We start from the raw sequence: 20,885 nt of genomic DNA on the forward strand, positions 1-20,885 counted from the left end.
CGACCGGCGGTATGGGAGGCAACCAATGGACGTAGATGCGTACAGCTACGCACAGCGGGGGGCATGGGATCGACTGGCCTATCTGGTCGGTCGGCGCAAGCTGAGCGGCGCGGAAGCCGACGAACTGGTCGCGCTGTACCGGCGCACCTCACAGCAGCTGGCCCGGCTGCAATCGCACAGTCCGGATCCGGAACTCATCGCCGGACTCAGCGCACTGCTGACCAAGGCGCGCGGCCGGGTGCTCGGCACCAAGGGCGACGCGTGGAGCCAGGTCGGCCGGTTCTTCACGCACCGCTTCCCCGCGACGCTGTATCGGGCGTGGCCGTGGTGGGTCGCGGTGGCGGCGGTCTTCGTCATCGTCTCCACCGGTTTGGCCGTCTGGATCGCCGGTTCCGGTTCGGCGCGCGATCTGTTCGGCATCTCCGATCACAACGACTGGCTTACCGCACCCGGCGGCGAATTCGAGACCTACTACTCCGAACATCCGCACGACGCGTTCGCCGCGCAGGTGTGGACCAATAACGCCTGGGTGACCGCGATGGTGCTGTTCACCGGGGTGCTGATCCTGCCCGCGGTGTACCTGCTGTTCGGAAACGCGCTCAATACGGCGGTGACCGGCGGGTTGATGGCCGATGCCGGTCGGCTCGATTCGTTCTTCGGATTCATCCTGCCGCACGGCACACTCGAGTTGACCGCGGTCTTCGTGGCCGGCGGGGTTGGCCTGAAGCTGGGCTGGACGCTGATCGATCCGGGACGGTCGAGTCGGCTGGAGGCGGTCGCGCGCCAGGGCCGGGCCACCGCGACGGTCGCGCTCGGTCTGGTTGCGGTGCTGCTGGTCTGCGGGCTGCTGGAGGGTTTCGTGACACCGAGTTCGATGCCTGTGCCGGTGAAGGTCGGCATCGGATTCATCGCGGAGGCACTGTTTCTCGGCTACGTCTTCGTCGTGGGTCGCCGGGCCGCACTCGAACAGGACGCCCGAGCCACGGCGGCACTGGGATTCGGTGGCGCTGAAGAGGATTCCGCGAAGCGCTGGCAGACAACGCCGAGCACACGGTTGGTGAAATAGGTCCGGGCAATCGGTAGCAACGCTACGTAACGAACGAGTTTCGAAGTCCCCCAGTTGAGTTCCGCTGGCCGCAGCGAGTCCAGCTCAGCTGCGGCCAGCGTTACCGTCAACTCTACACAATCGTTATCCCGACGCAACCCTCCCCGCCGAGGTCAAGCGTATAAAGCAGCGCCCCAGCAAACCCAGGTGGGCACCTCGTTTTTCGGTAGTCGAGCAAACTTTCGGCAGCCATTCGGGCAGTCGGCACGAGACCTCTGAACCGATCTTCGGCACGTGATCCCAGATCACGATCCAGAAACCACGGGTCGCCGACAAACATTCTTCGAGCGATTAGCTAGATTGTTAACATAGAGTCCTCAATGGTTACTAAATATCACTCGGACCTGCGCATTTACCGCCCTATAATTGGTGTTGCTGACAGTTGGATGCGGTAAAAGAAACTTCAGGTTGGTTTACTACGTTATAAACGTGATCTACACCTAGTCGTAACCCGCCGAGATGGACTTACATCCGGTCAAGATCATGATTAACCAGTTGCGCAAATGTGGTCGCTGGAGTACCGAATCGGACCGCGGTCAGCACCACGGCCGCAACCATAACCGGCTCTGTGATCTCTGCCACCTTCCTCGCTCGACCTGGCCGAACCGGGCGAAAACGACAGTGCGACAACCGAACGCGGCCCCGCCCTGTGCATGCGGGGCCGCGTGACGTACGTCTCAGGCTTCGGCCAAACCGAACCGCCCGTACGCCAATCGCAACGACTTCGGCGCGTACCAAGCCGCCCTACCGAGCAGTCGCATCGCGACCGGCACCAACACGCCGCGCACCAGCGTCGCGTCGATCAGAATCGCCAACCCCGCGCCGAGTCCGAAGAACTGGATGAACCGGACGTCACTGCTGGTGAAGGCCAGGAAGCTGATCGAAATCAGCGCCGCCGCGGTGGTCACCAAGCGGCCGGTGCGGGCCAGTCCCTCGATAACCGCTTCCTTCGTGGACGCACCGCGATCGTGCAGTTCCTTGATCCGGCTGATCACGAAGACCTCGTAGTCCATCGACAGTCCGAAGGTGATGCAGAACAGCAGCAGCAACATCGAAACATCCAGTGGCGCAGGGGTGAATCCGATCAGTCCGGACAGGTGTCCCTGCTGGAAGACGAACACCATCAGCCCGAGCGTGGCGGCCAGACTCAGCACATTCGACAGCAGTGCGCGCAGCGGCTGCACGATGCTGCCGGTGAACAGGAACAGCAGTACGAAGGTCGTCACGACGATCCACCCGATGGCGATCGGCAGTTTCGCACCGATCGAGGCGAGGCTGTCGCGCAGTTCGGCCACCTGTCCGCCGACCAGCGCATTGGCACCGGCCGGACCGGGCACGTCACGCACGCGATCGACCAGATCGCGGGCGGCGGACGAATTGCGGTCCAGATCGGTGAGTACGGTCAGGCGCTGCGCGTCCGGGCGGGCGAACCGGGCATCGGCGGATGTACTCGCCGTCAGCTCGCCATGGACGAATGTGCCCGCACTCGAATCGACCTGGGTGACGTGCTCAACCCGGGACAGCGTGCGCGCGTAATCCGCGAGCGGCGCTGCGGCAATGCCGGTTTCGGTGATGACCGACAGCGCATTGACATCGCCGCCGCCGAAATCGTCCCGCATCGCGTCACCGACCTGACGCACCTCGGTGCTCGTCGGCAGCACCCGATCGTCGGGTGTACCGAACTGGACGTGCAGCAGCGGCGCGGCGGCGAGCAGCAGCACCGCCACCACCGGCACACCCGCCAGCAGCGGCCGACGCATCGCGAATCCGGCAACTCCGGCCCAGAACGGCGTTGCGTCACCGCGAATCCCGCGGACGCCGGGCACCCGCCACGCATCGGTCCGCGCGCCGAGCACCGCGAGCAGCGCGGGCAACACGACCACCGCGGCAATGGCGGAGATGGCGACCACGCCGATGCCGCCGTAGGCGAAGGATCGCAGGAAGTACTGCGGGAAGATCACCAGCGCGGACAGGGCCGCCACGACGGTGGCCGCACTGAAGGCGATGGTGCGCCCGGCCGTCGATACGGCCGCGATCACCGCATCGTCGGGTTCGGCGTCGGCCGCGCGGCGTTCGCGGAAGCGGCTCACCATCAGCAGCCCGTAATCCACCGCGAGCCCGAGTCCGAGTCCGGTGGTCAGATTCACCGCGTAGATCGACACATCGGTCACGGACCCGAGGATCGAGAGTTCGGCGAAGGTGCCGAGGATGGCGATCCCGCCGACCGCCATGGTGAGCAGCGCGGCGACCACATTGCCGAAGGCCAGCACCAGCAGCGCCAGAATCAGCGGCACCGCAACAGCTTCCGCGAGCCCGAGGTCCTTGCCGATCTGTTTGGTGATCGAGTGGAAGATCGCGGTGCCGCCACCGACCTTGATCTGCGCGACCGGGCCGTCGGCGCGGTAGGTCTCGACGATCGAGGCGGCGGACTTCTCCTTATCGGTGGCGTCCTTATCGACATTGCCCGCCAGGACGACGGCCGCGGTCCCGTCCGCTGAACGCATGGCCGGTGATCCGGTATCCCAATACGAGACGACATTGGTCAGGCGCTGGTCGGCCGCGAGCCGCCGAGCAAGATCGCGGCCGATGGTGGCGACCGCAGTGCCGTCGACCGTCCCCTGTTTCGCTTCGATCAGGAAGACGTAGTCGGTGTCGGTGCCGAACTTATCGGCCAATTGGGTTACCGCGGCACTGGATTGGGCATTGGGGTCCTGCTGGCCACCGGGCTGCATCTTGCTGAAGGCCGTCGCGCCGACCACACCGCCCGCAATGAGGGCGAGCACGCCGATGACCAGGATCCAGCGGGCGCGGTGGACGACGAATCTGCCGAGTATTTCGAACATATCGGGTCTCCGATCGGGCATGTTGTCATGCGTAAACTTTATGCGTGTTAACTTGCCATGACATGTGTGCGGGTGTCAACATCGATGGGATGACAGATTCGGAAACAGCAACGAAGCGCTCCACCCGCGACGGCCCGTATCACCACGGCGACCTGCGCAATGCCCTGGTGCGTGCCGCCGCCGAACTCGCCGAAACCGGCGGGCCGGAAGCGGTGACCGTGCGCGCGGTCGCCCGGCATGTCGGCGTCACTCCGACCGCGGCCTATCGGCACTTCACCAATCACGAGGAGTTGCTGAACGCGGCACAGGAACAGGCTCAGCACACACTGTTCGGCGCAATGGCCGAGACGATGGCGAGCTTGGCGCCGCCAGCGGATGCGATCACCCGACTGGGCGCGGTGGGCCGGGGCTACATCACCTTCGCGCTGCGCGAACCCGGCCTGTTCCGCACCGCGTTCTGCGGCGACCAAATGCCATCGCCCGCCTTCGATCTGCTGGCCGGACTCCTGGACGAACTCGTCGACGTCGGATTCCTCGACCCGGCGGACCGACCGGACGCCGAATACGCCGCCTGGTCAACGGTGCACGGTATGGCCTCGCTGATCATCGACGGCGTACTCGACGACCTCGACGATGCGGCCAGGGATAACGCGATTCACCGGGCCCTCGCGGTGGTCGAACGGGGTTTGGCCACCGGACCGAATGCCCCCGACTTCAGCTGACGCGCAGGATTCCGGTGATCGTGCCCTGCAGGATCTTGCGGTCGTGCGTGATCAATGGTGAGGTCTGCAGCGGGTCGTCGACGATGGTTCCGGCCAGCGGCCGATGCGAAATCACCGCGCCGGTATCGGGATTCACGACGGTGAACGCGTAGCCGTCGAGCGGGGTGGTGATGTCGAGTCCGATGCGCGTCACGGTGTAGATGGCGCCGTCGGCGGTGGACAGATGCGGAACGGCCGCACTGCGAACGGTGTTCTCCCACACCGTATGGCAGCCGGTGTCGTCGACATCGACCCTGGTCATCCCGCCGACGAACGGTGCGGAGGCCGGAACGGCCTGGCCTGCACCCTCGGGGACCGTGGGGTACGGGTAGCCGTATGTGCTGGCGACGAACAGGGACCGGCCGATACCGATCGGCGAGTTCTCGCTGCCTGCACCACCACGGGTGAGCACCGGTTGCGAGCACACCAATTGCCCAGTGCCGGAACGGAAAACCAGTGCGTTGACCTGTCCGTCGGCATTGTCGACGATGGTCAGATATTCCGCGCCGGAGGTGGGCCCGAAGTAGGTCGGGGTGGAGCCGGTACCCCAGCTGAGCTGGCCGGGCTTGCGCGCCGATCCGCGGTCATAGGCCGCGCGCCACAGCACCTCCGGTCGCCCGGTAGCGTCGGCGCGCAACTCGTACAGCGCGTGTGTGGTGGCCACCGCGACCCGACCGCTCGGTGCCGACGAAATGCTGTTGGCCACCGACTCACCCGCGGGCAGCGCAACGGTGGCCGCCGCACCCGCAGGCGTCACCAGACCGACGAGACTCTTGCCGGTGGCGAACCAGACATTGCCGGACCAGTCCGGTACCAGCCCGGTCACGTTGTCGCCCACCGGAATTACGGAGCTGAGATCGGTGGACGAATCGATCGACAGCCGCCATTTGCCCGCCGCGTCACGCGAGTGGCCGATGCGGAGCAGGGTGCGGTTACCGTCCACGATGACCAGGCGGTCGGCATTGTCGAGATAGGCATAAACACCGCCGAGCAGACTTCCCTTCGCGATCTCCAGCGAAGCCAGCGGAGTGCCCACCGGACCGACGAAGGACGCATCGAGCAGATGGATGGTCGGAGTCTGGCCGATCACCGGTGTGCACAGCGCGACGACCAGATTGTCCGACCCTTGCAGCAGGGTCGGACATGCCGAGGCCAGCGGATACCCGGCCACCGAAATCCCACCGGTGCCAGGCCCGGCCAGCGGCGTCGCATCCGACGATCCGGCATCACCGTGCATGGTCGCGGTGCCGAGCGGTCCGAGGTACGGATTCGGCGGAGCCAGCGGACCCCACGATCCCGCCGCCTCGGCCGTACCGATCGGCGCGAGCGCCAAGACGGCGGCGGCAAGGAGTACCAGCGGTGATCGCATCAGGTCAGCTTGCTCCCCCGCCTCCCCGCACCTTTTGCCGATCGTCGAGAGCCATGCCGGTATCGTCGCGGACCGGCGGTGGTGTGTGAGTCGAGTCCAGGACGTACCCGACGAGTTACCCATGTTCATACGAAATCAGCAGTCCATCTGGTATGCCTTGCCGTGTCCGATTCGGAATGTCGGCCGATACTATGGCCGCTATGAACGGAATCCGGACCCGCGTGCTGTCCACGATTGCCGGTCAACTCGGCAATCCGCACGGAACGCTCGGCAAGGGCTTCGCCTTCATGCTCAATCGCGGTAATAAGCGCGCCATCGCGGGCGCTATCGATGCGGCCGGGATCGCGGCAAACGCGGCGGTCGCGGATATCGGATTCGGCGGTGGCGCAGGGCTTTCGATACTGCTCGAGCGGGTCGGCACGAACGGGACGGTGCACGGTTTCGAGATCTCGCCGGACATGTTGACCAGGGCGAAGTCGAAGTTCGCCGAGGAAATCCGGACGGGCCGAATGCAACTCGCGCCGGGCTCGATGACCGATCTGCCGCTGGCCGATGACGCACTCGATGCCGCCATCACCGTCAACACCGTCTACTTCGTGCCGGATCTGGCCGCCGCGTTTGCCGAACTCGTGCGCGTCGTGCGTCCCGGTGGCAGCCTCGTCGTCGGTATCGGCGATCCGGACGCGATGGCGAAAATGCCGTTCACCGCATACGGTTTCACGCTGCGGCCGGTGGCCGAGGTAATCGCCGCACTGGAAGGCGCAGGCTGCACCGTCGTCCATAAGCAACTGGCCAATCCGCCGATTCCGCATCACCTGCTCGTCGCCCGACCCGCCTGACTACATCAGTGCGCCGCCGTCGATGCGGATCTCCGTGCCGGTCATATAGCGACCGTCATCGGAGGCGACCATGGCGACCACGCCGGCGATATCCTCCGGACTGCCGAGCGCACCGCCGTTGAGCCAGCCGGTCATGCGCGAGAACAGCTTCGGATCGAAGCCCTCCGGCTGATCGAGGATGGACTTGGTGGTGATACCACTGGTGATGCCGGCGGGCACGATATTCACCGCCCGCAGCCCCTGCTTGGCGTATTCCAGCGCGATCGCGTGCGTGAAGGCATTGACGCCGCCCTTCGACGCCGCATACGACGCCAGATAGGGCGCGGCGCTGAAGGCCGCGGTCGAGGAGAGGTTCACGACGACGCCGTGGCCGGACTCCAACAACGCGGGCAGCGCACTCTGGGTCATCAGGAAGGTCCCGGTGAGATTGACCCCGATCACCTGGTTCCAGACCTCGAGCGGCATTTCCTCGGTCCGCGCGGGCCGCAGAATGCCCGCCGCGTTCACCAGCACATCCAGGCCGCCGAGGAATTCGACCGCTTCGCCCGTCGCGGCGCGCACCGACTCGATATCGGCGATATTCACCTGCACGGTGCGCACCCGCTCGGCCGCATCACCCGCCTTCGCCGCGGTGTTCTCCAGACCCGCCGCATCGATATCGGCGGCGACCAACGTCGCCCCCTCATCGAGCAGCCGCAGGGCGATCCCCTGCCCGATACCCGATCCTGCTCCGGTGACCAATACGCGGCGGCCGTCAAATCTACGCATGCCAAAAATTAGAACAGGTTCTCATTAGGAGTCAACAGGTTCTGGCGGAACCGAGGTCAGGAGGCGGCGTTCTCGCGGACCGCCTCCAGGTATTCGGCGATGGCGTCGCGGTTGCGGGACAGGCAGCGGATGCGGTCGGACATGCGGTCACGTTCACGTTCCAGGATGGCCAGCATTTCCGCGGTCGCGTCCGGGAAGTAGATGGTGCGCGGCTTGTCCAGGCAGGGCAGGATCTGCTTGATGATGCGCGTCGGCAAGCCCGCGTCGAGTAGGCCGCGGATCTGTAGGACCCGGTCGACGAAACGGTCGTCGTAACTGCGATAGCCGTTGGCGCAGCGATCGGCGACGATGAGGCCCTGCTCCTCGTAGTAGCGCAGCAGCCGCCGCGAGGTGCCGGTGCGCTCCGACAGTTCTCCGATCCGCATAGAATCCACCTCGCATTTGACCTTCACATGTATGTGACGGTTCGAGCATATGCCGCATGGACAACGCACTCTTCGACTACAGCCCGATCGTCGACCGCGCACCCATTCGGTGGCCCGACGATGCCCGCGTCGCGTTCTACGTCGGGCTCAATATCGAGCACTACCAGGTGGACCGGCCCTCGACCAGCATCTTCCCCGGCACCGCCACCCTCACCCCGGATCCGCTGAACTACGGCTGGCGCGACTACGGTCCCCGGGTCGGCATCTGGCGGGTGATGCAGGCGCTGGACAAGTACGGTATCCGCGCCAGCGCCCTGCTCAATTCCGATGTCGCACACCATAATCCGCAGATCATCGCCGCCGGGCGGAAACGGAACTGGATCTGGTTGGCGCACGGCAAGAACAACTCGATCTTCCAGGCCGATATGTCGATCGACGACGAGCGGGCCTACCTCACCGATATCGTCGAAACCATCGAGCGTGCGACCGGCCGCCGCCCGCGCGGCTGGATGGGGCCCGCGCTCACCGAGACCTTCCACACCCCGGAACTGCTCGCCGAACTCGGCCTCGACTACGTCCTGGACTGGACCAATGACGATCAGCCGTATCGGCTCAATGTGCCCGGGGTGCTGAGCGTTCCGTACTCGGTCGAACTCAACGACAACAGCCTGTTCCTCGGAACCGGTTTGCGCGGGGCGGATTTCGTGCAGATCGTCAAGGACCAGTTGGACCGGCTCTACGAGGAGTCCGGCCGTGTCATGGCTCTTGCACTGCACCCCTTCGTCATCGGTCAGGCCTTCCGCATCAAATATCTGGAGGAGGCCCTGGATTACGTGGCGAACCATCCGGGTGTATGGCTCACCACCAGTGACGAGATCGCCGATGCTGCGGCCGGGTGAATGGCTATTGCGAGCAGCGCCGCCGAGGACCATCATTCACCTATGAGTAAGGTAACCCTAACTACCGAGCTGCCGATCGGTGCCGAGGTGGCCTGCGCACTGGCACGGACACCGGAGTTGTTCGCCTACGTTGTGGCACCGATCCTTTCGGTGCCACAACTGCAAATCCCGGACCACATCGAACCGGATGCCGAGGGTTCCGCCCGTCTCTGGTGGTTCGGCATCATCCCCTCCTGGCGCCATCACCTGCGTCTGGTGCGACTCGATGCCCGCGAGATCTACACCAACGAATGGGGCGGCCCCGTCCGCACCTGGAACCACCGCCTCACCTTCGAGCCGATCACCGAATCCAGCTGCCGCTACACCGACGAAATCGAAATCGAGTCCGGCCTGCGCGGCGCCCCGACCCGCATCTTCGTCCACCTGATGTTCCGCCACCGCCACCGCCGCTGGCACCAACTCGCCACCCTCCTCGCCAACAGCACCGTCGAGCTCCGCGCGCCGGCCCGCGACCGCTGAGCGTTACAACCTGGACTGCAGGCTGGTGTGGACGAGCGCGGCGGTCAGTAAGGCCGCGCCGACCAGACCGGTCGGGGTCAGCCGTTCACCGAGGATTGCGGCAGCCAAGATCGCGCTGGTCAGCGGTTCGAGGAGGGCGAGCACCGCGGCTGTGCCCGCACCGACTTCGGAGAGACCGCGCAGGTACAGCGTGTATGCCACTGCGGTGGATATCAGTCCGAACACGATTACCAGGGCAACGCTGTGTGGCGTCGGATGGAAGGTGAGTCCGGATATCGCCGCGAGCGGCGTCAGCAGCACGGCACCGCCGGTGACGGCGAAACCTGTTGTGGTGATCACGTCGAGGCCGGGCACCGGACGGGCGCTGATCAGGGTGAGGGTCGCGAAGGCGCAGGCGGATACCAATGCCATTGCGGCACCGGCGAATACCCCGTCATCGGCGGGCGCGCCGACCAACAGGATCACTCCGAACACCGCGATTCCGATCGTCGCCGCGCGCCGACGATCCAGGATCCGCCTGCCGGTCAGATGTTCCAGCAGCGAGACGACCACCGGTGACATTCCGAGGGTGATCAGCGTCGCCAGGCTCACCGACGAGGCGGCGACCGCACCGAAGTAGCTCGCCTGAATGATCGCGACAAGGACCGCGACCACACCGATCCTGCGCCAGGCCGAGGTGTTCCGTGGCAACGGCCGCCGCATCACGGTCAGCAGCGCGATCAGCAACAGCCCGCCGACGGCGAGCCGACAGGCGGCGACGGATACCGGCGAAAGACCGGTCGCACGAAGCAGCAGGATGCCGAGTAGACCGCCCGTCCCCGCCGACAGTCCGGCTCCGACAAGGCAGACCAACCCGAATCGGCTGACCGTGGATATAGCAGTGGACATTCGCGCTCCTGCGACAAAAATGGATTGGGGTCGCGGAAGCGAGGTGCACAACCGAACTCACTTGCCAGATAGGACGCGCGGTCCTATACCTCGCTCAGGAGGCCGGCGGCGGGACAATCAGGAACAATCGGTGCACCCGACCGATACTAAAGACCGCCCGAACAAGCTGTCATTCGATTTTCTGCCGCGTTCACAGCGTGCGCCTTCGACAGTGGATACATCGGCTGTACCGTGGCGTCCGGCCACACCGTCAACGCGCCTGCTGGATTCGGAAATGCACGGCTGAAACGATTCCCGGCAAACCCACGGCATTTGCCTGCGCGGGATCGGCTATTCCTGCGGGTAACGGCATGGCGGCTCGACGAGCACTGTCGTCACCCTGGACATTGCTGGATATCGCATGAGGTCGCGGGGAGTATGAGGAGGTATGACGGTCACCACGGATATCCGACCTCGCCCCCTGCCACGCCCGCGCGGCACCCTGTCCGAGGCGGTGGTCGGGCTGTTGCGCGGAATACCTGGCAAACCGGTGCCGAAGACCCGATCGCTCGACCCGTACAGCGAGGATCTGCAGCTTGCTCTACACACCTGCTATGAGCTGCACTACCACGGATTCGCGGCGGTGGACCCGGAATGGGAATGGGATCCCGGATTGCTGACCCTGCGAGCCGCCATGGAGACCGCATTCCTGGACGCTATGCGCGCGGAGGTATCCGGAGGCGATGATCTCGAATCGGAGCTCGACGAACTCCTGGTTACACCGATCGAATCCACCGGTCCGTCCCGGTTCCTCCGAGACGAGGGCCAATGGTGGCATATGCGCGAGTATTTCGTGCACAGGTCGATCTATCACCATAAAGAGGCCGACCCCTACGCCTGGGTGATCCCGCGTCTGCGCGGACAGGCCAAAGCTGCTTTCGTCGCGGTGGAATTCGACGAATTCGGCGGCGGTCGCGGTGAACGCATCCACGCGCGACTTTTCGCCGAGCTCATGGCGGGCGCGGGCCTCGACGCCGAATACCTGCATTACCTCGATGCCGTCCCGGAACCGATGCTTTCCCTGGTGAACATGATGTCGCTGTTCGGCTTGCACCGGTCGCTGCGCGGTGCGCTGGTCGGACATTTCGCGTCTGTCGAAATCTCCTCGTCACCGGCGTCGTCACGCCTGGTCGACGCCCTGCGGCGACTCGAAGCGGACCCGGCCTGCGTGCGGTTCTACCAGGAACACGTGGAAGCAGATGCGGTACACGAACAGTTGATGCGCACCGATGTAATCGGTGACCTGATCGCGCACGAGCCTGCGCTGGCGGAGTCCATGGTCCTCGGCATTCAGGCCACAAGTCTGTTGGAGGACCGCTTCGCCGACCACGTCTTCGACGCCTGGCGGGCCGGGCGCAGCTCCTTGCTGCCCGGTGCCGATGTTTAGGGCGGCCCGAACGGATAATCCGGGGAATATGATGTTGGTCCGCGCTCCCGGCGTCTATCGACCTCAGCACGACACGCGGTTGCTCATCCACGCACTTGCGCAGGCGGGCATCCCACGCGGCGGTCGCGTACTGGATATCTGCACCGGTACCGGGGCACTCGCCGTCGCCGCTGTCCACCATGGTGCCCGCACCGTCACCGCGGTCGACGTTTCCCGGCGCGCGGTGGCCACCGCCTGGTTGAACTGTCGGATACGCGGCCTGACCATCCGAGCCCTGCACGGCGACTTCGAGGCGATACTCGGAACCGATCGCTTCGATCTCGTCCTCGCCAACCCGCCCTACGTTCCCGCCCCTCGAGGTGCCCCGGATCGCGGCGGCGCCAGGGCCTGGAATGCGGGAGAAAAGGGACGAGCCATCCTGGACCGGCTGTGCGCGGTGACGCCGCACCTACTCGAACCCGGCGGCGTCGCGCTGACCGTGCATTCGGGTCTGTGTCATCCGGATACGACCCTCACCCAGCTCCGCGACGGCGGACTGAAGGCCGCCATCGTGGCGCGCTCATCGGTGCCGTTCGGTCCCATCATGCGGGAGTTGACCCCGTGGCTGATCTCGACCGGGCTGATCGAGCCCGGCCAGAACCGAGAAGATCTGGTGGTGATCCGTGCCGACAAACCCCGACCGTGAACCCCGGCGGATCCGGCTGACGACCGATGGCCCGGCCCTCATCGAAGGGCCGGTCGAACTCGTCACTCCGGACGGACGGACCATTCACTCCGACCGGGTCGTCGTCGCGCTGTGTCTGTGCCGCCGTTCGTCGAACTACCCGTTGTGCGACACCAGCCATCGCAAGCACCGACGACGCGAGCCCTGATGCGGACTCAGTGTCGGTACCCGGAGGCCTGAGTGGTCTCGTCGGCCACCCGCACGCCGTAGTGGTAGGCGAGCTTGCCGCCGAGATAACCCGAGACGCCCAGCACGGCGAGGGCGATGATCGACAGCACCAACTGGCCCATCGGCACGGCGCCATCCGGTCCACTACCCGACTGCCGCCACCAGAAGTCGACGGCGAAGGTGACCGTCACGATCAGATTCAGGCTCATGTGGACGAGGCCGGTGCGAAACGCCGAGGTACCGGTCGGGATCGCGAGCAGATCCAGCAGACCGACCACGGCCGCGACCAGCGCGCCGAGCACACCGACCGCGATGAGCCATGCCGCACCACGGGCGAGGGACTGCGGGTCGCCCGCCACATGTGATGCGATATCGAATACCACACTCGCCACCCATGCCCCGATCGGCACAGTAACGAGGATCGGGTGGAACGGATGTCCATATGGGCCGGCCAGCATCGCGCTGACCGGGCGCTTGGCGTGCTGCATGTCACTGGTCACGACAACCTCCTCGCGCTGGTCCGCTCGGTCGAGTGAAACAACTCGGCCACACCGGGCGCATACCCACTCGGTTTCGACCAACACGCGCTGATCTGCGGTGATCCGAGTGTCGCGAGAGACAGACATAGAGGTTTCCGGTGACGATCATCGGCGTCCCAGCCGCTGCCATCGGCTCATAGCAGGCCTGTTGGTCATCGGTAACGAAACCGTCTGTGGTGGTCCGTGTTTCGCTCGTCGCCGACTTCGTCCATGAGCGCACCGATGCGCAGGCTCGCGATCCCCTCCGTAACAGTTTCGCGAAGCGGGCAGGCTCGCAAGACCGAATGGGCGCGCCAGCCTTACTTGCGATGCCGTCCGGGGCGAGAAGGCGCCGGAGCGAGAGGTTGTAGCCGGGTCGTATCGGCCAACGGGTCAACACGTAGCGTCGCGATGAAATCGTCCACCGAGGCGAAACCCGCGGCGTGAATGTGCGAGAGGAGTTCGAACGCGGGGACCGTTGCATCGGACCGCTCCATACTGGCTCCCTTGCCAGGCTGATGGGTGTTAGCACAGCAACGGGGAGCCGGCCTCCAGCCCGGAACCCCTTGTCCGGTGTACAGATAACGGGCGGCTACGTGACTGCACTGAGGCCTACCGATCCACCGGAATGAGCGGAAGCCTAGCGAATAAATGGCTATCACGCGGCAGTTTGCCGATTCGATCCAGTCGGATCAGCAGCACCGCGGCAGCGACAGGGATGCCGAGCAGGGCACCGAGGCCCAGGCTGATCCGGCCCGGTATCTACTGCCGGCGAGGAAGGCGGGGCTACGCTGACAGCGCGGCGAAACCACACAACGGACACCCATTGATAACCGATGTCGGGTGGGTTCCCGGGCCGGACAGCCAGCCTCGGGACCGCGCTCCCCATCTCGCACACCGCCCGTCCCACCTCCGGTGGAGCTTCACCACCACTGATACGAGGCGCGCACCATGTCTGACAAAAACCCGTCCTCGAAGTCCACTGGTGCATCGGCGTCGTTCGACAACAAGTCATCGGTCGCCGGCCGGGTGGTCCAGAACAATGTCTTCGAACGATTCGCCCGTGCAGGCTTCGTCGCGAGCGGCATCGTGCACCTGATCATCGGCTACATCGCCATCAGGATCGCCATCGGCAGCGCCGCCGGCGCCGCCGACCAATCCGGGGCCATGGCGGAACTGGCCGCCAAGCCGGGCGGCGTCGTCGCCCTCTGGGTGGGCGTCGTCGCGTTCCTGCTGATGGCGCTGTGGCGGCTCGCCGAAGCGACACTCGGCAGCTCGTCCAAGCCCGACGCCGACAGTAAGAAATCCGAAGCGATCGACCGCGTCAAGGCGGCTGGGCTGGCAGTGGTCTATTTCGCCTTCGCCGTCTCCGCGTTCGGATTCGCCCGCGGCAGTGGCAAGTCCAGCAGCGGCCAGAGCGCGGGGATCACCGCCTGCATGATGCAAACCACCGCCGGCACGACCGCACTCATTACGAGCGGGCTATTCATCGTCGTGATCGGCGGCTATCACGTCTACAAAGGAGTCAGCCAGAACTTCCTCGAGGACCTCGAGGGCACCACCAGCGACCTCGTACGAAGATTGGGCACGGTCGGATACATCGCGAAAGGGCTGGCCATTGCCGCGGTCGGGTTGCTGGTGATCCTCGCGGTGAGTGAATCCGAGCCGGGCAAAGCCGCCGGACTGGACGGCGCCTTCAAAACCGTGGGGGCTCAACCCTACGGAGTGGTCCTCCTCGTAGCGTCCGGCCTGGGCATCATCACCTACGGCCTCTACAGCTTCGCTATGGCCCGGTACACCAAGATGTAGTCGGAAACTACTCCATCGAAGACGACGGCCACTCCGGCAAGACCCGCGAGCTGCTCACCGGGCAGGGCCTGACTGGGATCATCGCCCGCAAAGGCATTCCCGCGCCGATCCACGCAGGCATGCGGGGCGTCGAGCGCACGAACCCATGGATGAACAACTTCGGCAAGCTCCGCCGCTATTTCTGGTCCCACCGGTGCGGATCGCATTCGAGTGCTGCTCGGTCCCACTTGCCGCGTTCGGCGGCCGCTTGATAGGTGGTGTGCAGGAATTCCAGAAGGGTTCGTTCCGGATCTGCGGCGGTGCGTACCGCCTCGTAGGGCAGCAGAAACTGGCCGTTGTCGACGCTGTAGAAAGCGTGCCGAGGACCGACCGGATAGTCGGCGAAGCCGTCGGGTTCGGGATAGGCGTAGGCGTAGAAGGCGCCTTCGTCACCGCCACCCGGCCAGAAACCGCAACTACTCAACTCGCGGGAGTAGCCCTCGACCATCACCCAATCACCGCAGTTGGGTGCACCACCCGGATGCTTCGGCGCGGCGCGGCCGGAGAACCTGGTGCAGGCCAGATCCATGGCGCCCCAGAAGAAGTGCACCGGGCTCACCTTGCCGATGAAATACGAGCGAAACTCGCTCATTACTCGATGGGCCGCGACGAGTTGACGCCAGAACAGGTGCACGGCGTCGCGATCATAGGAAGCATGCTCGTAGTCGTCGGCGAACGGGATCGCAGGATCGACCTCGTTGGGCTTGGCCTGAATCTGTACCGCAATGCCGAGCTCGTCGAGCGCACCCATCGTTTCGGCATAGAAATCCGCAACCGGCTTGGGTTCGAGCGCGACCTGACGGGCGTCGCCATCGGCTCGTATGTGCAACCGATGCTCATTGAAGTCGAACTCGATGTCGAATACACCGGCCTCGTAGGGTATCGCGGAGGTGGTCAAACCCCGCGGGCTGACGTAGAGGGTGACCTGCCACCAGTGGTTGATCATCGGCGCGGAAGCAAGCCGAATCTTGCCGATGATCTGGGTCCACATGTGCACCGTGTCGCGGGTAGCGGTCCACTCCTCGACCCGCAACCGCGGCCAGCGTCGCGACGACGCGGTCTCTGTACGAGTCGTCCCGGCCATCAGACCTCCTTGGTCCGTCTGTCGGTTTCGGTGCGGTCGCGGCGCGGATTCTGCAACCATGCCGTGGCGCCGCGCGTCGGCCCGGTGTCAGGCATTCAGGAAGGCGAGCAGGTCATCCGCGCCTGCCGCAGCGGGCATGGCAGCCGGTATCGGCCGGTGACGGGCCCAAAGCGCCCCGGTTGTTGCCACCATCGAGCCGGACCTATGTCATCAGAGACAGTTCAATGGCCGGTGGTGCTCTGGTCCTGCGGGGCAAGCACGAAGCCGCCTTCGCCGTCCGGGTCCAGCCCGGTGTCGAGGATCTTGTCGTCCAGAAATGCGGCGGCCTGCTGGTCCAGGAAGACCCGCGCTCCTTCGGCGGTCAAGACCTGGTCTTGCTCGTCTGGTCCAGCGGCGACTGCCATCTGCAGCGTCTCGGAGCCGCCGGTCGCGGAGATTCGCAGCCCGGCATCCGTCGGCGTGCCCTCCGCGGACGTAATGGTGCGAACGGCCTCGATCGCAGTGGGGGTAAGCAGCAACATCCGTCTAGTTCCTTCCGCTGTCGTGAAACTCCTCAATGGATGGGTCAGGTCGTAGTTGAGATGCTCCGTGCAGCATCCTCACAATTCAAGGTGAGGATGTAAGGGGTACTGGCGGATCGAACGCCCCCTCTCATAGTCGCAGATCGCGCGTAGCCCCGGTCACAGATTCAGGCGTTACCCCGCAGACGCGGCGGATGCTATGTGCATGACCACCGCGAGCGTCAGCGCAGGCGGGCAAGGATGGTGGCGGCGACGCCAATGGTCTTGGCGCAGACATCCCAATCGACACCGGTCGATATCCCTGGGACCGCGACCCCGAGATAGAACGATCCACCAGAGAGCACCGACACATGGGCACTGCAGCCGCCGTTGCGGCCGTCTGGACGGATGCTGGGTGCCAACACGGCGCGGTGGCCATCGATGGTGATCTGCTGCTCGAGCGGAACACGAACTTTGCGCTGATCGAGGTCGGTGAGATCGCTGGTATTCGGTGCGAATCCGATATTGAAGCTGCCAGAAACAGAGGTTTGCACGGAAAACCAGGTACAGGCAGGCAGCGCTCGTGGGGGCATTTCGGCAGTGGGCGTGGGCTGGAGTAGGAGGCGAGCAATGTCGTCGGCATCGAGCACGCTGCACGGGTGGTAGGTGAGATCGGCCATGGTCCATGGTTGCGGCGGCACTGAGGCGACCGGCGAGGTCGCGATACTCGACGACAACGTAGCCGCCGACTGTGCGTGGTTACCGGTCTCGCATCCGGCCACCACCATTGCGGCGGTAACCACCCCGACCATCCACCAGCTACAGGCACACGAAAAGCGCGGCATCGCTCATCCCTCCCGGCACCGATCACACCAAACCATTCGGCAGCTGTCCAGATGGGGCAATTCTTTACAGCTACGGGTGCGGTGACCGACCGCCGTAAGTCATGGCAAGAGCTCTGGCCGCGACTACGCTCGGTGTGTCGCCCGGAGAACGGGCCCGCGTCTTGTCAGGCATCGCCTCGATCGCTGCCTTCCAGCATGATCCGATGCGCGCCGCGCCGGCGACCGGCTCTCGATGGTTGTGTCACAGACATAGACACTCACGAACTGCAGGAGATCAGCTATGACGATCGCGGAACGCACCGCCAACCGGCGATGATCCGGCGGGGCGCGGAAACCGCACAAGCGTTGCGCGACAGCGCCTTCGACGAGCCCGTCACCGTGATCGGCAACGAACCCACCAACCGCCGCGACACCCGTACCCGACACCGATATGGAGCGCGATCCCATGCCTGAACACCTCAGTGTCGAACCCGTGATCGACCACGAATACCGCGTCCGCATCGACGACCACGGCGACACCATAGAGTCCCAGTTCGTCGTCGACGCCAACGTCCTGGCCGAACTCGGCTTCGACCCCGCCGACGAACAACGCATCGTCGAACACACCGCCCGATTCCTCGCCGACCACCAGCCCGTCATCGACTTCCCCACCCTGGTTTACCTCGACGAAGTCGCCGCTGCCTACCGCGACTACCCCGACGACCTGCGCCGCAGACTCGGATAACACCGACCAGCGAGATCAACCAGGCCGATCCTATCGAGCCGCGGCCGGATCCAGACGTAGGAAACCCTGCGTTATACGCCTCGACGGGATCGGGCACTCGCGTTGAGTTCGACTCGAACTCCTCGATGCGACGCGGGTGCTGGCAGCCTCGGTGGTGTGTCTATCGCTCAACCGCGCTGCACCAACTCGCGCAGCGACAACAACCGGAGGTCGATGCTGACGACTCATCTGTCGGCCGCCTGATTGCACTGCACCTTCGGTTCGACACAGGAGCGGCTCGTGGTGACGTTGGACCGGTTGGCGAACGTACTGGGTGGCTATGGGATCCGTTTGCGGTTGTGTTCGGTTCCCCGGTCCACCCAATTGCGCAGTGTGGTGATCCACGGGGCCGATCAGGACCCCGCGGAAGTGGGTGATGTGCTGCTGGGGATCGGGGCACGCTCGGTGTCGGAGGTAGTGGACTGGGCGATGTCGGCGCGGGCTGTTGTCGCGCTCATCCGTGGGGATGAGCAGACTGCGGACGAGCCGGAGATCAAGGGGGTCGCGGTGATGGTGGTCGATCCTGCGGTGGCTTGGAGTGAGGTTGCCGCGGTGGTCTACGGGTTGGTGCTGGAAGGCCGCGAGACCGAGGCCGGTCGCGGCCCGACCGATTTGTTCGCCTTGGCCGACAGTCTGGCCGACGCGGTCGGGGGTGCGGTGACGATCGAGGACCACCGGTCTCGGGTGCTGGCGTATTCGAGGCCGCAGCAGCACCTCGACCCCGCACGGGTCGAGACGATCCTGAGCCGGGAAATGCCGCAGTGGTTACGGGCCCTGTTCGATGCGCACGGTGTCTTCGCACATTTGGCGGTCTCGGATGAACCGTTGTTCGTTCCTGCGCAGGCAGAGCGTGGTTTGACGGGGCGGATGGTCGTGGCCGTGCGCGTGGGCCGGCAACTGCTGGGCTCGGTATGGGTGTCGTGCCCGGCACCGTTGCACGGGGCTCGACGGATCGCCTTGGCCGACGGCGCGCACACGGTAGCCCTGCACCTGTTGCGGTCGCGGGCCAGCGCGGATCTCGAACGTCAGGTGGAATCCGAACTGGTGATCAGTTTGCTGGAGGGCGCTGCGGACGCGGCGACGGTGGCCAGCAGGCTGGGGTTAGCGCCGGAGACTTTGCGGGCGATCGCGCTGCGCGCACGGATCGCCGACGAGCAGCACGCCGCGCTGCTGCAGGTCTTCGAGCGAGCAACAACCGGATTCGGCTGGTCCCGTTCGAGCCGCAGCGCCTTGGTCGGCGACACCATCTACACCGTGCTGCCCGCCGATCAGGCGGCGACGGCACGCCACTGGATAAGCGAGCTACAGACGGCACTGCCGGTGCAGATGACGGTGCTGGCCGGCATCAGCGGTGTTGCCCGGGCCACAGAATTGGCATTGGCGCGCCAAGAGGCCGACGAATGCCTGGCGCTGCACGAGACCCACTCATCAGGTGCCGCGCCCCCCGCCTACGACGAGTCGTGGGACGAAATCCTGCTGCAACGGTTGCGCACCGCCGGGCTTTCTGGACGCACCCCCGCACGGGGGCCGGTGTCGCAGTTGCGACGCCACGACCACACCAACTCCACCGAGTATGTGGCAACGCTGCGCGCCTGGTTGCAGGCCCAAGGCGACCCCGCCCGGGCGGGCGCGCGGCTCGGCGTGCACGAGAACACCGTCCGTAACCGGCTGCGCAAGATGGCGGAGGTGACCAACCTCGGCTTGGACGACCCGCGCAAACGACTCGCCATGATGATCGAACTCGCCGTCACCGACAACGACTGACTGTGCTGTGCCATCGCCACAAATCTCGACCCCTCGATTGTCGGGTCAGCGCAACTGATCGCCGCGACAACCACGCCATCATGGAGTTGACAAGAACGCCGCAGGTAGCAGGAGCGACATGGAGAGCATCGATCGACCCGACTACCGACCATGTAACTAGCTGAACGGAGTTGAACGGAATGAAGAACATGCCGGTATGCGAGGTCATGCAACGACCGATCATCGCCGTGCGGCACAACAGCACGGCACGCGAGGCGGCGCTGATGCTCGCCGAACTGGGCTACGCGGCGTTGCCCGTTCTCGACCAGGACGATCGCCTCATCGGGGTAATCACCAGCGGTGACCTCTTGCGGGCCGGCGAACTCGACGACACCGCCAGTGCAGTGATGACCACACCAGTGGTCTCGGTCCCCGAGAATGCGGCACTGGCCGAGGTCATGAGCAGGCTGGTGACGCACGGACTGCGCAGTCTGCCGGTCGTCGATGCCGACGGCCGCGTGATCGGCATGTTCAGCCGCGGCGACGCGTTGCGAATCATGCTCACCCCCGACGACGCACTCACGGCCGATGCACAAAACCTCCTCGATCAATACACCGGCGCACGGCGTTGGCCTGTCACCGTCCACGAAGCCGACGCCACCATCTCCGGCCGGTTCGCCGACGAATCCGAACGGCGCATCGCCATCGCCCTCACCCGCACAGTGCCCGGCATCCGCACCGCGACCATCGCGACCACACCGGCCGCCGTGGCCGCAGCCGCGCACTGACCCGGCAACCGCAACAGTCCGAATCCAAGCTTGGACGTAAGCGACGCAGTCGGACAAGCGCA

The 20,885-nt window shown here is 65.1% G+C and carries 21 protein-coding genes and 1 pseudogene; 13 read left to right on the forward strand and 9 right to left on the reverse strand.

Going from position 1 to position 20,885, the window contains the following annotated elements:
• Positions 1–25 precede the first annotated feature (25 nt).
• The gene (locus OIE68_RS32340; RefSeq protein WP_327094770.1) at positions 26–1,066 is read left to right on the forward strand and encodes a stage II sporulation protein M; all 1,041 of its coding nucleotides are present in this window, start codon (positions 26–28) and stop codon (positions 1,064–1,066) included.
• Between the two features lie 716 nt (positions 1,067–1,782).
• On the opposite strand, the gene OIE68_RS32345 is transcribed toward OIE68_RS32340, so the two are convergent.
• Entirely contained in the window at positions 1,783–3,969 is a 2,187-nt protein-coding gene (locus OIE68_RS32345; protein WP_327094771.1) for an MMPL family transporter, read from the reverse strand.
• Positions 3,970–4,037: 68 nt separating this feature from the next.
• Here OIE68_RS32345 and OIE68_RS32350 point away from each other — a divergent pair, with 68 nt between their 5' ends.
• Positions 4,038–4,670, forward strand: coding sequence for a TetR/AcrR family transcriptional regulator (locus tag OIE68_RS32350; RefSeq protein WP_327094772.1), 633 nt, complete (start codon positions 4,038–4,040; stop codon positions 4,668–4,670).
• Here the strand turns inward: OIE68_RS32350 and OIE68_RS32355 are convergent.
• Complete coding sequence (locus OIE68_RS32355) at positions 4,663–6,078, reverse strand: hypothetical protein (RefSeq protein WP_327094773.1); 1,416 nt, start codon at positions 6,076–6,078, stop codon at positions 4,663–4,665. The genes OIE68_RS32350 and OIE68_RS32355 overlap by 8 nt on opposite strands.
• Before the next feature lie 200 nt (positions 6,079–6,278).
• On the opposite strand from OIE68_RS32355, the gene OIE68_RS32360 reads away from it, so the two are divergent.
• Positions 6,279–6,917 (forward strand): class I SAM-dependent methyltransferase, encoded by a 639-nt coding sequence (locus OIE68_RS32360; RefSeq protein WP_327094774.1) that lies wholly within the window; start codon positions 6,279–6,281, stop codon positions 6,915–6,917.
• Here the strand turns inward: OIE68_RS32360 and OIE68_RS32365 are convergent, their stop codons facing one another.
• Positions 6,918–7,685 (reverse strand): SDR family NAD(P)-dependent oxidoreductase, encoded by a 768-nt coding sequence (locus OIE68_RS32365; protein WP_327094775.1) that lies wholly within the window; start codon positions 7,683–7,685, stop codon positions 6,918–6,920.
• 56 nt (positions 7,686–7,741) lie between these two features.
• Positions 7,742–8,110: a MerR family transcriptional regulator gene (locus OIE68_RS32370; protein WP_327094776.1), complete on the reverse strand. Its 369-nt coding sequence runs from the start codon at positions 8,108–8,110 to the stop codon at positions 7,742–7,744.
• Between the two features lie 56 nt (positions 8,111–8,166).
• On the opposite strand from OIE68_RS32370, the gene OIE68_RS32375 reads away from it, so the two are divergent.
• Positions 8,167–9,009 (forward strand): polysaccharide deacetylase family protein, encoded by an 843-nt coding sequence (locus tag OIE68_RS32375; protein ID WP_327094777.1) that lies wholly within the window; start codon positions 8,167–8,169, stop codon positions 9,007–9,009.
• A gap of 42 nt (positions 9,010–9,051) precedes the next feature.
• Entirely contained in the window at positions 9,052–9,528 is a 477-nt protein-coding gene (locus OIE68_RS32380; protein ID WP_327094778.1) for a hypothetical protein, read from the forward strand.
• A gap of 3 nt (positions 9,529–9,531) precedes the next feature.
• On the opposite strand, the gene OIE68_RS32385 is transcribed toward OIE68_RS32380, so the two are convergent.
• Positions 9,532–10,416, reverse strand: a complete 885-nt coding sequence (locus OIE68_RS32385; protein WP_327094779.1) for a DMT family transporter — start codon at positions 10,414–10,416, stop codon at positions 9,532–9,534.
• Between the two features lie 427 nt (positions 10,417–10,843).
• Between OIE68_RS32385 and OIE68_RS32390 the strand changes: the two genes are divergently transcribed.
• The 3 genes from OIE68_RS32390 to OIE68_RS32400 are packed head-to-tail and all read left to right on the forward strand — an operon-like array spanning position 10,844 to position 12,714.
• Positions 10,844–11,842, forward strand: coding sequence for an iron-containing redox enzyme family protein (locus tag OIE68_RS32390; RefSeq protein WP_327094780.1), 999 nt, complete (start codon positions 10,844–10,846; stop codon positions 11,840–11,842).
• A 31-nt stretch (positions 11,843–11,873) separates the two neighbouring features.
• A complete protein-coding gene (locus OIE68_RS32395; protein ID WP_327101895.1) occupies positions 11,874–12,527 on the forward strand; it encodes a HemK2/MTQ2 family protein methyltransferase in 654 nt (217 codons plus the stop codon).
• On the forward strand, positions 12,505–12,714 hold the full coding sequence (locus OIE68_RS32400) for a CDGSH iron-sulfur domain-containing protein (protein WP_327094781.1): 210 nt from the start codon (positions 12,505–12,507) through the stop codon (positions 12,712–12,714). Before OIE68_RS32395 ends, OIE68_RS32400 begins: the two co-directional genes overlap by 23 nt.
• A 7-nt stretch (positions 12,715–12,721) precedes the next feature.
• On the opposite strand, the gene OIE68_RS32405 is transcribed toward OIE68_RS32400, so the two are convergent.
• Positions 12,722–13,234, reverse strand: a complete 513-nt coding sequence (locus tag OIE68_RS32405) for a DUF2231 domain-containing protein (RefSeq protein WP_327094782.1) — start codon at positions 13,232–13,234, stop codon at positions 12,722–12,724.
• Between the two features lie 969 nt (positions 13,235–14,203).
• Here OIE68_RS32405 and OIE68_RS32410 point away from each other — a divergent pair.
• Both OIE68_RS32410 and OIE68_RS32415 read left to right on the forward strand, forming a co-directional pair.
• Positions 14,204–15,061: a DUF1206 domain-containing protein gene (locus OIE68_RS32410; RefSeq protein ID WP_327094783.1), complete on the forward strand. Its 858-nt coding sequence runs from the start codon at positions 14,204–14,206 to the stop codon at positions 15,059–15,061.
• Positions 15,062–15,093: 32 nt separating this feature from the next.
• Positions 15,094–15,240 (forward strand): annotated as a pseudogene (locus OIE68_RS32415) (IS5/IS1182 family transposase); the annotation flags it as partial.
• On the opposite strand, the gene OIE68_RS32420 reads toward OIE68_RS32415, so the two are convergent.
• From OIE68_RS32420 to OIE68_RS32430, 3 genes are all read right to left on the reverse strand, one after another.
• Entirely contained in the window at positions 15,237–16,184 is a 948-nt protein-coding gene (locus OIE68_RS32420) for a DUF5996 family protein (protein ID WP_327094784.1), read from the reverse strand. The pseudogene OIE68_RS32415 and the gene OIE68_RS32420 overlap by 4 nt on opposite strands.
• Positions 16,185–16,405: 221 nt before the next feature.
• Positions 16,406–16,705 carry a hypothetical protein gene (locus tag OIE68_RS32425; RefSeq protein WP_327094785.1) on the reverse strand — a complete coding sequence of 100 codons (300 nt, stop codon included), beginning with the start codon at positions 16,703–16,705 and terminating at the stop codon, positions 16,406–16,408.
• A gap of 221 nt (positions 16,706–16,926) precedes the next feature.
• A complete protein-coding gene (locus OIE68_RS32430) occupies positions 16,927–17,529 on the reverse strand; it encodes a DUF3558 domain-containing protein (protein WP_327094786.1) in 603 nt (200 codons plus the stop codon).
• Positions 17,530–17,974: 445 nt separating this feature from the next.
• Here OIE68_RS32430 and OIE68_RS32435 point away from each other — a divergent pair, with 445 nt between their 5' ends.
• From OIE68_RS32435 to OIE68_RS32445, 3 genes are all read left to right on the forward strand, one after another.
• Positions 17,975–18,253 (forward strand): hypothetical protein, encoded by a 279-nt coding sequence (locus OIE68_RS32435; protein WP_327094787.1) that lies wholly within the window; start codon positions 17,975–17,977, stop codon positions 18,251–18,253.
• A 279-nt stretch (positions 18,254–18,532) separates the two neighbouring features.
• On the forward strand, positions 18,533–20,056 hold the full coding sequence (locus OIE68_RS32440; RefSeq protein WP_327094788.1) for a PucR family transcriptional regulator: 1,524 nt from the start codon (positions 18,533–18,535) through the stop codon (positions 20,054–20,056).
• Between the two features lie 179 nt (positions 20,057–20,235).
• Positions 20,236–20,823 carry an HPP family protein gene (locus OIE68_RS32445; protein WP_419150593.1) on the forward strand — a complete coding sequence of 196 codons (588 nt, stop codon included), beginning with the start codon at positions 20,236–20,238 and terminating at the stop codon, positions 20,821–20,823.
• Positions 20,824–20,885 lie beyond the last annotated feature (62 nt).

This window comes from Nocardia vinacea, from assembly GCF_035920345.1.
Lineage (GTDB): Bacteria > Actinomycetota > Actinomycetes > Mycobacteriales > Mycobacteriaceae > Nocardia > Nocardia vinacea_A.

What these genes read in the sequence shown, in the direction of transcription:
- OIE68_RS32340 (WP_327094770.1), top strand. Translation starts at nt 26, where the DNA reads ATGGACGTAGATGCGTACAGCTACGCACAGCGGGGGGCATGGGATCGA.
- OIE68_RS32345 (WP_327094771.1), bottom strand. Translation starts at nt 3,969, where the DNA reads ATGCCCGATCGGAGACCCGATATGTTCGAAATACTCGGCAGATTCGTC.
- OIE68_RS32350 (WP_327094772.1), top strand. Translation starts at nt 4,038, where the DNA reads ATGACAGATTCGGAAACAGCAACGAAGCGCTCCACCCGCGACGGCCCG.
- OIE68_RS32355 (WP_327094773.1), bottom strand. Translation starts at nt 6,078, where the DNA reads ATGCGATCACCGCTGGTACTCCTTGCCGCCGCCGTCTTGGCGCTCGCG.
- OIE68_RS32360 (WP_327094774.1), top strand. Translation starts at nt 6,279, where the DNA reads ATGAACGGAATCCGGACCCGCGTGCTGTCCACGATTGCCGGTCAACTC.
- OIE68_RS32365 (WP_327094775.1), bottom strand. Translation starts at nt 7,685, where the DNA reads ATGCGTAGATTTGACGGCCGCCGCGTATTGGTCACCGGAGCAGGATCG.
- OIE68_RS32370 (WP_327094776.1), bottom strand. Translation starts at nt 8,110, where the DNA reads ATGCGGATCGGAGAACTGTCGGAGCGCACCGGCACCTCGCGGCGGCTG.
- OIE68_RS32375 (WP_327094777.1), top strand. Translation starts at nt 8,167, where the DNA reads ATGGACAACGCACTCTTCGACTACAGCCCGATCGTCGACCGCGCACCC.
- OIE68_RS32380 (WP_327094778.1), top strand. Translation starts at nt 9,052, where the DNA reads ATGAGTAAGGTAACCCTAACTACCGAGCTGCCGATCGGTGCCGAGGTG.
- OIE68_RS32385 (WP_327094779.1), bottom strand. Translation starts at nt 10,416, where the DNA reads ATGTCCACTGCTATATCCACGGTCAGCCGATTCGGGTTGGTCTGCCTT.
- OIE68_RS32390 (WP_327094780.1), top strand. Translation starts at nt 10,844, where the DNA reads ATGACGGTCACCACGGATATCCGACCTCGCCCCCTGCCACGCCCGCGC.
- OIE68_RS32395 (WP_327101895.1), top strand. Translation starts at nt 11,874, where the DNA reads ATGTTGGTCCGCGCTCCCGGCGTCTATCGACCTCAGCACGACACGCGG.
- OIE68_RS32410 (WP_327094783.1), top strand. Translation starts at nt 14,204, where the DNA reads ATGTCTGACAAAAACCCGTCCTCGAAGTCCACTGGTGCATCGGCGTCG.
- OIE68_RS32420 (WP_327094784.1), bottom strand. Translation starts at nt 16,184, where the DNA reads ATGGCCGGGACGACTCGTACAGAGACCGCGTCGTCGCGACGCTGGCCG.
- OIE68_RS32425 (WP_327094785.1), bottom strand. Translation starts at nt 16,705, where the DNA reads ATGTTGCTGCTTACCCCCACTGCGATCGAGGCCGTTCGCACCATTACG.
- OIE68_RS32430 (WP_327094786.1), bottom strand. Translation starts at nt 17,529, where the DNA reads ATGCCGCGCTTTTCGTGTGCCTGTAGCTGGTGGATGGTCGGGGTGGTT.
- OIE68_RS32435 (WP_327094787.1), top strand. Translation starts at nt 17,975, where the DNA reads ATGCCTGAACACCTCAGTGTCGAACCCGTGATCGACCACGAATACCGC.
- OIE68_RS32445 (WP_419150593.1), top strand. Translation starts at nt 20,236, where the DNA reads ATGAAGAACATGCCGGTATGCGAGGTCATGCAACGACCGATCATCGCC.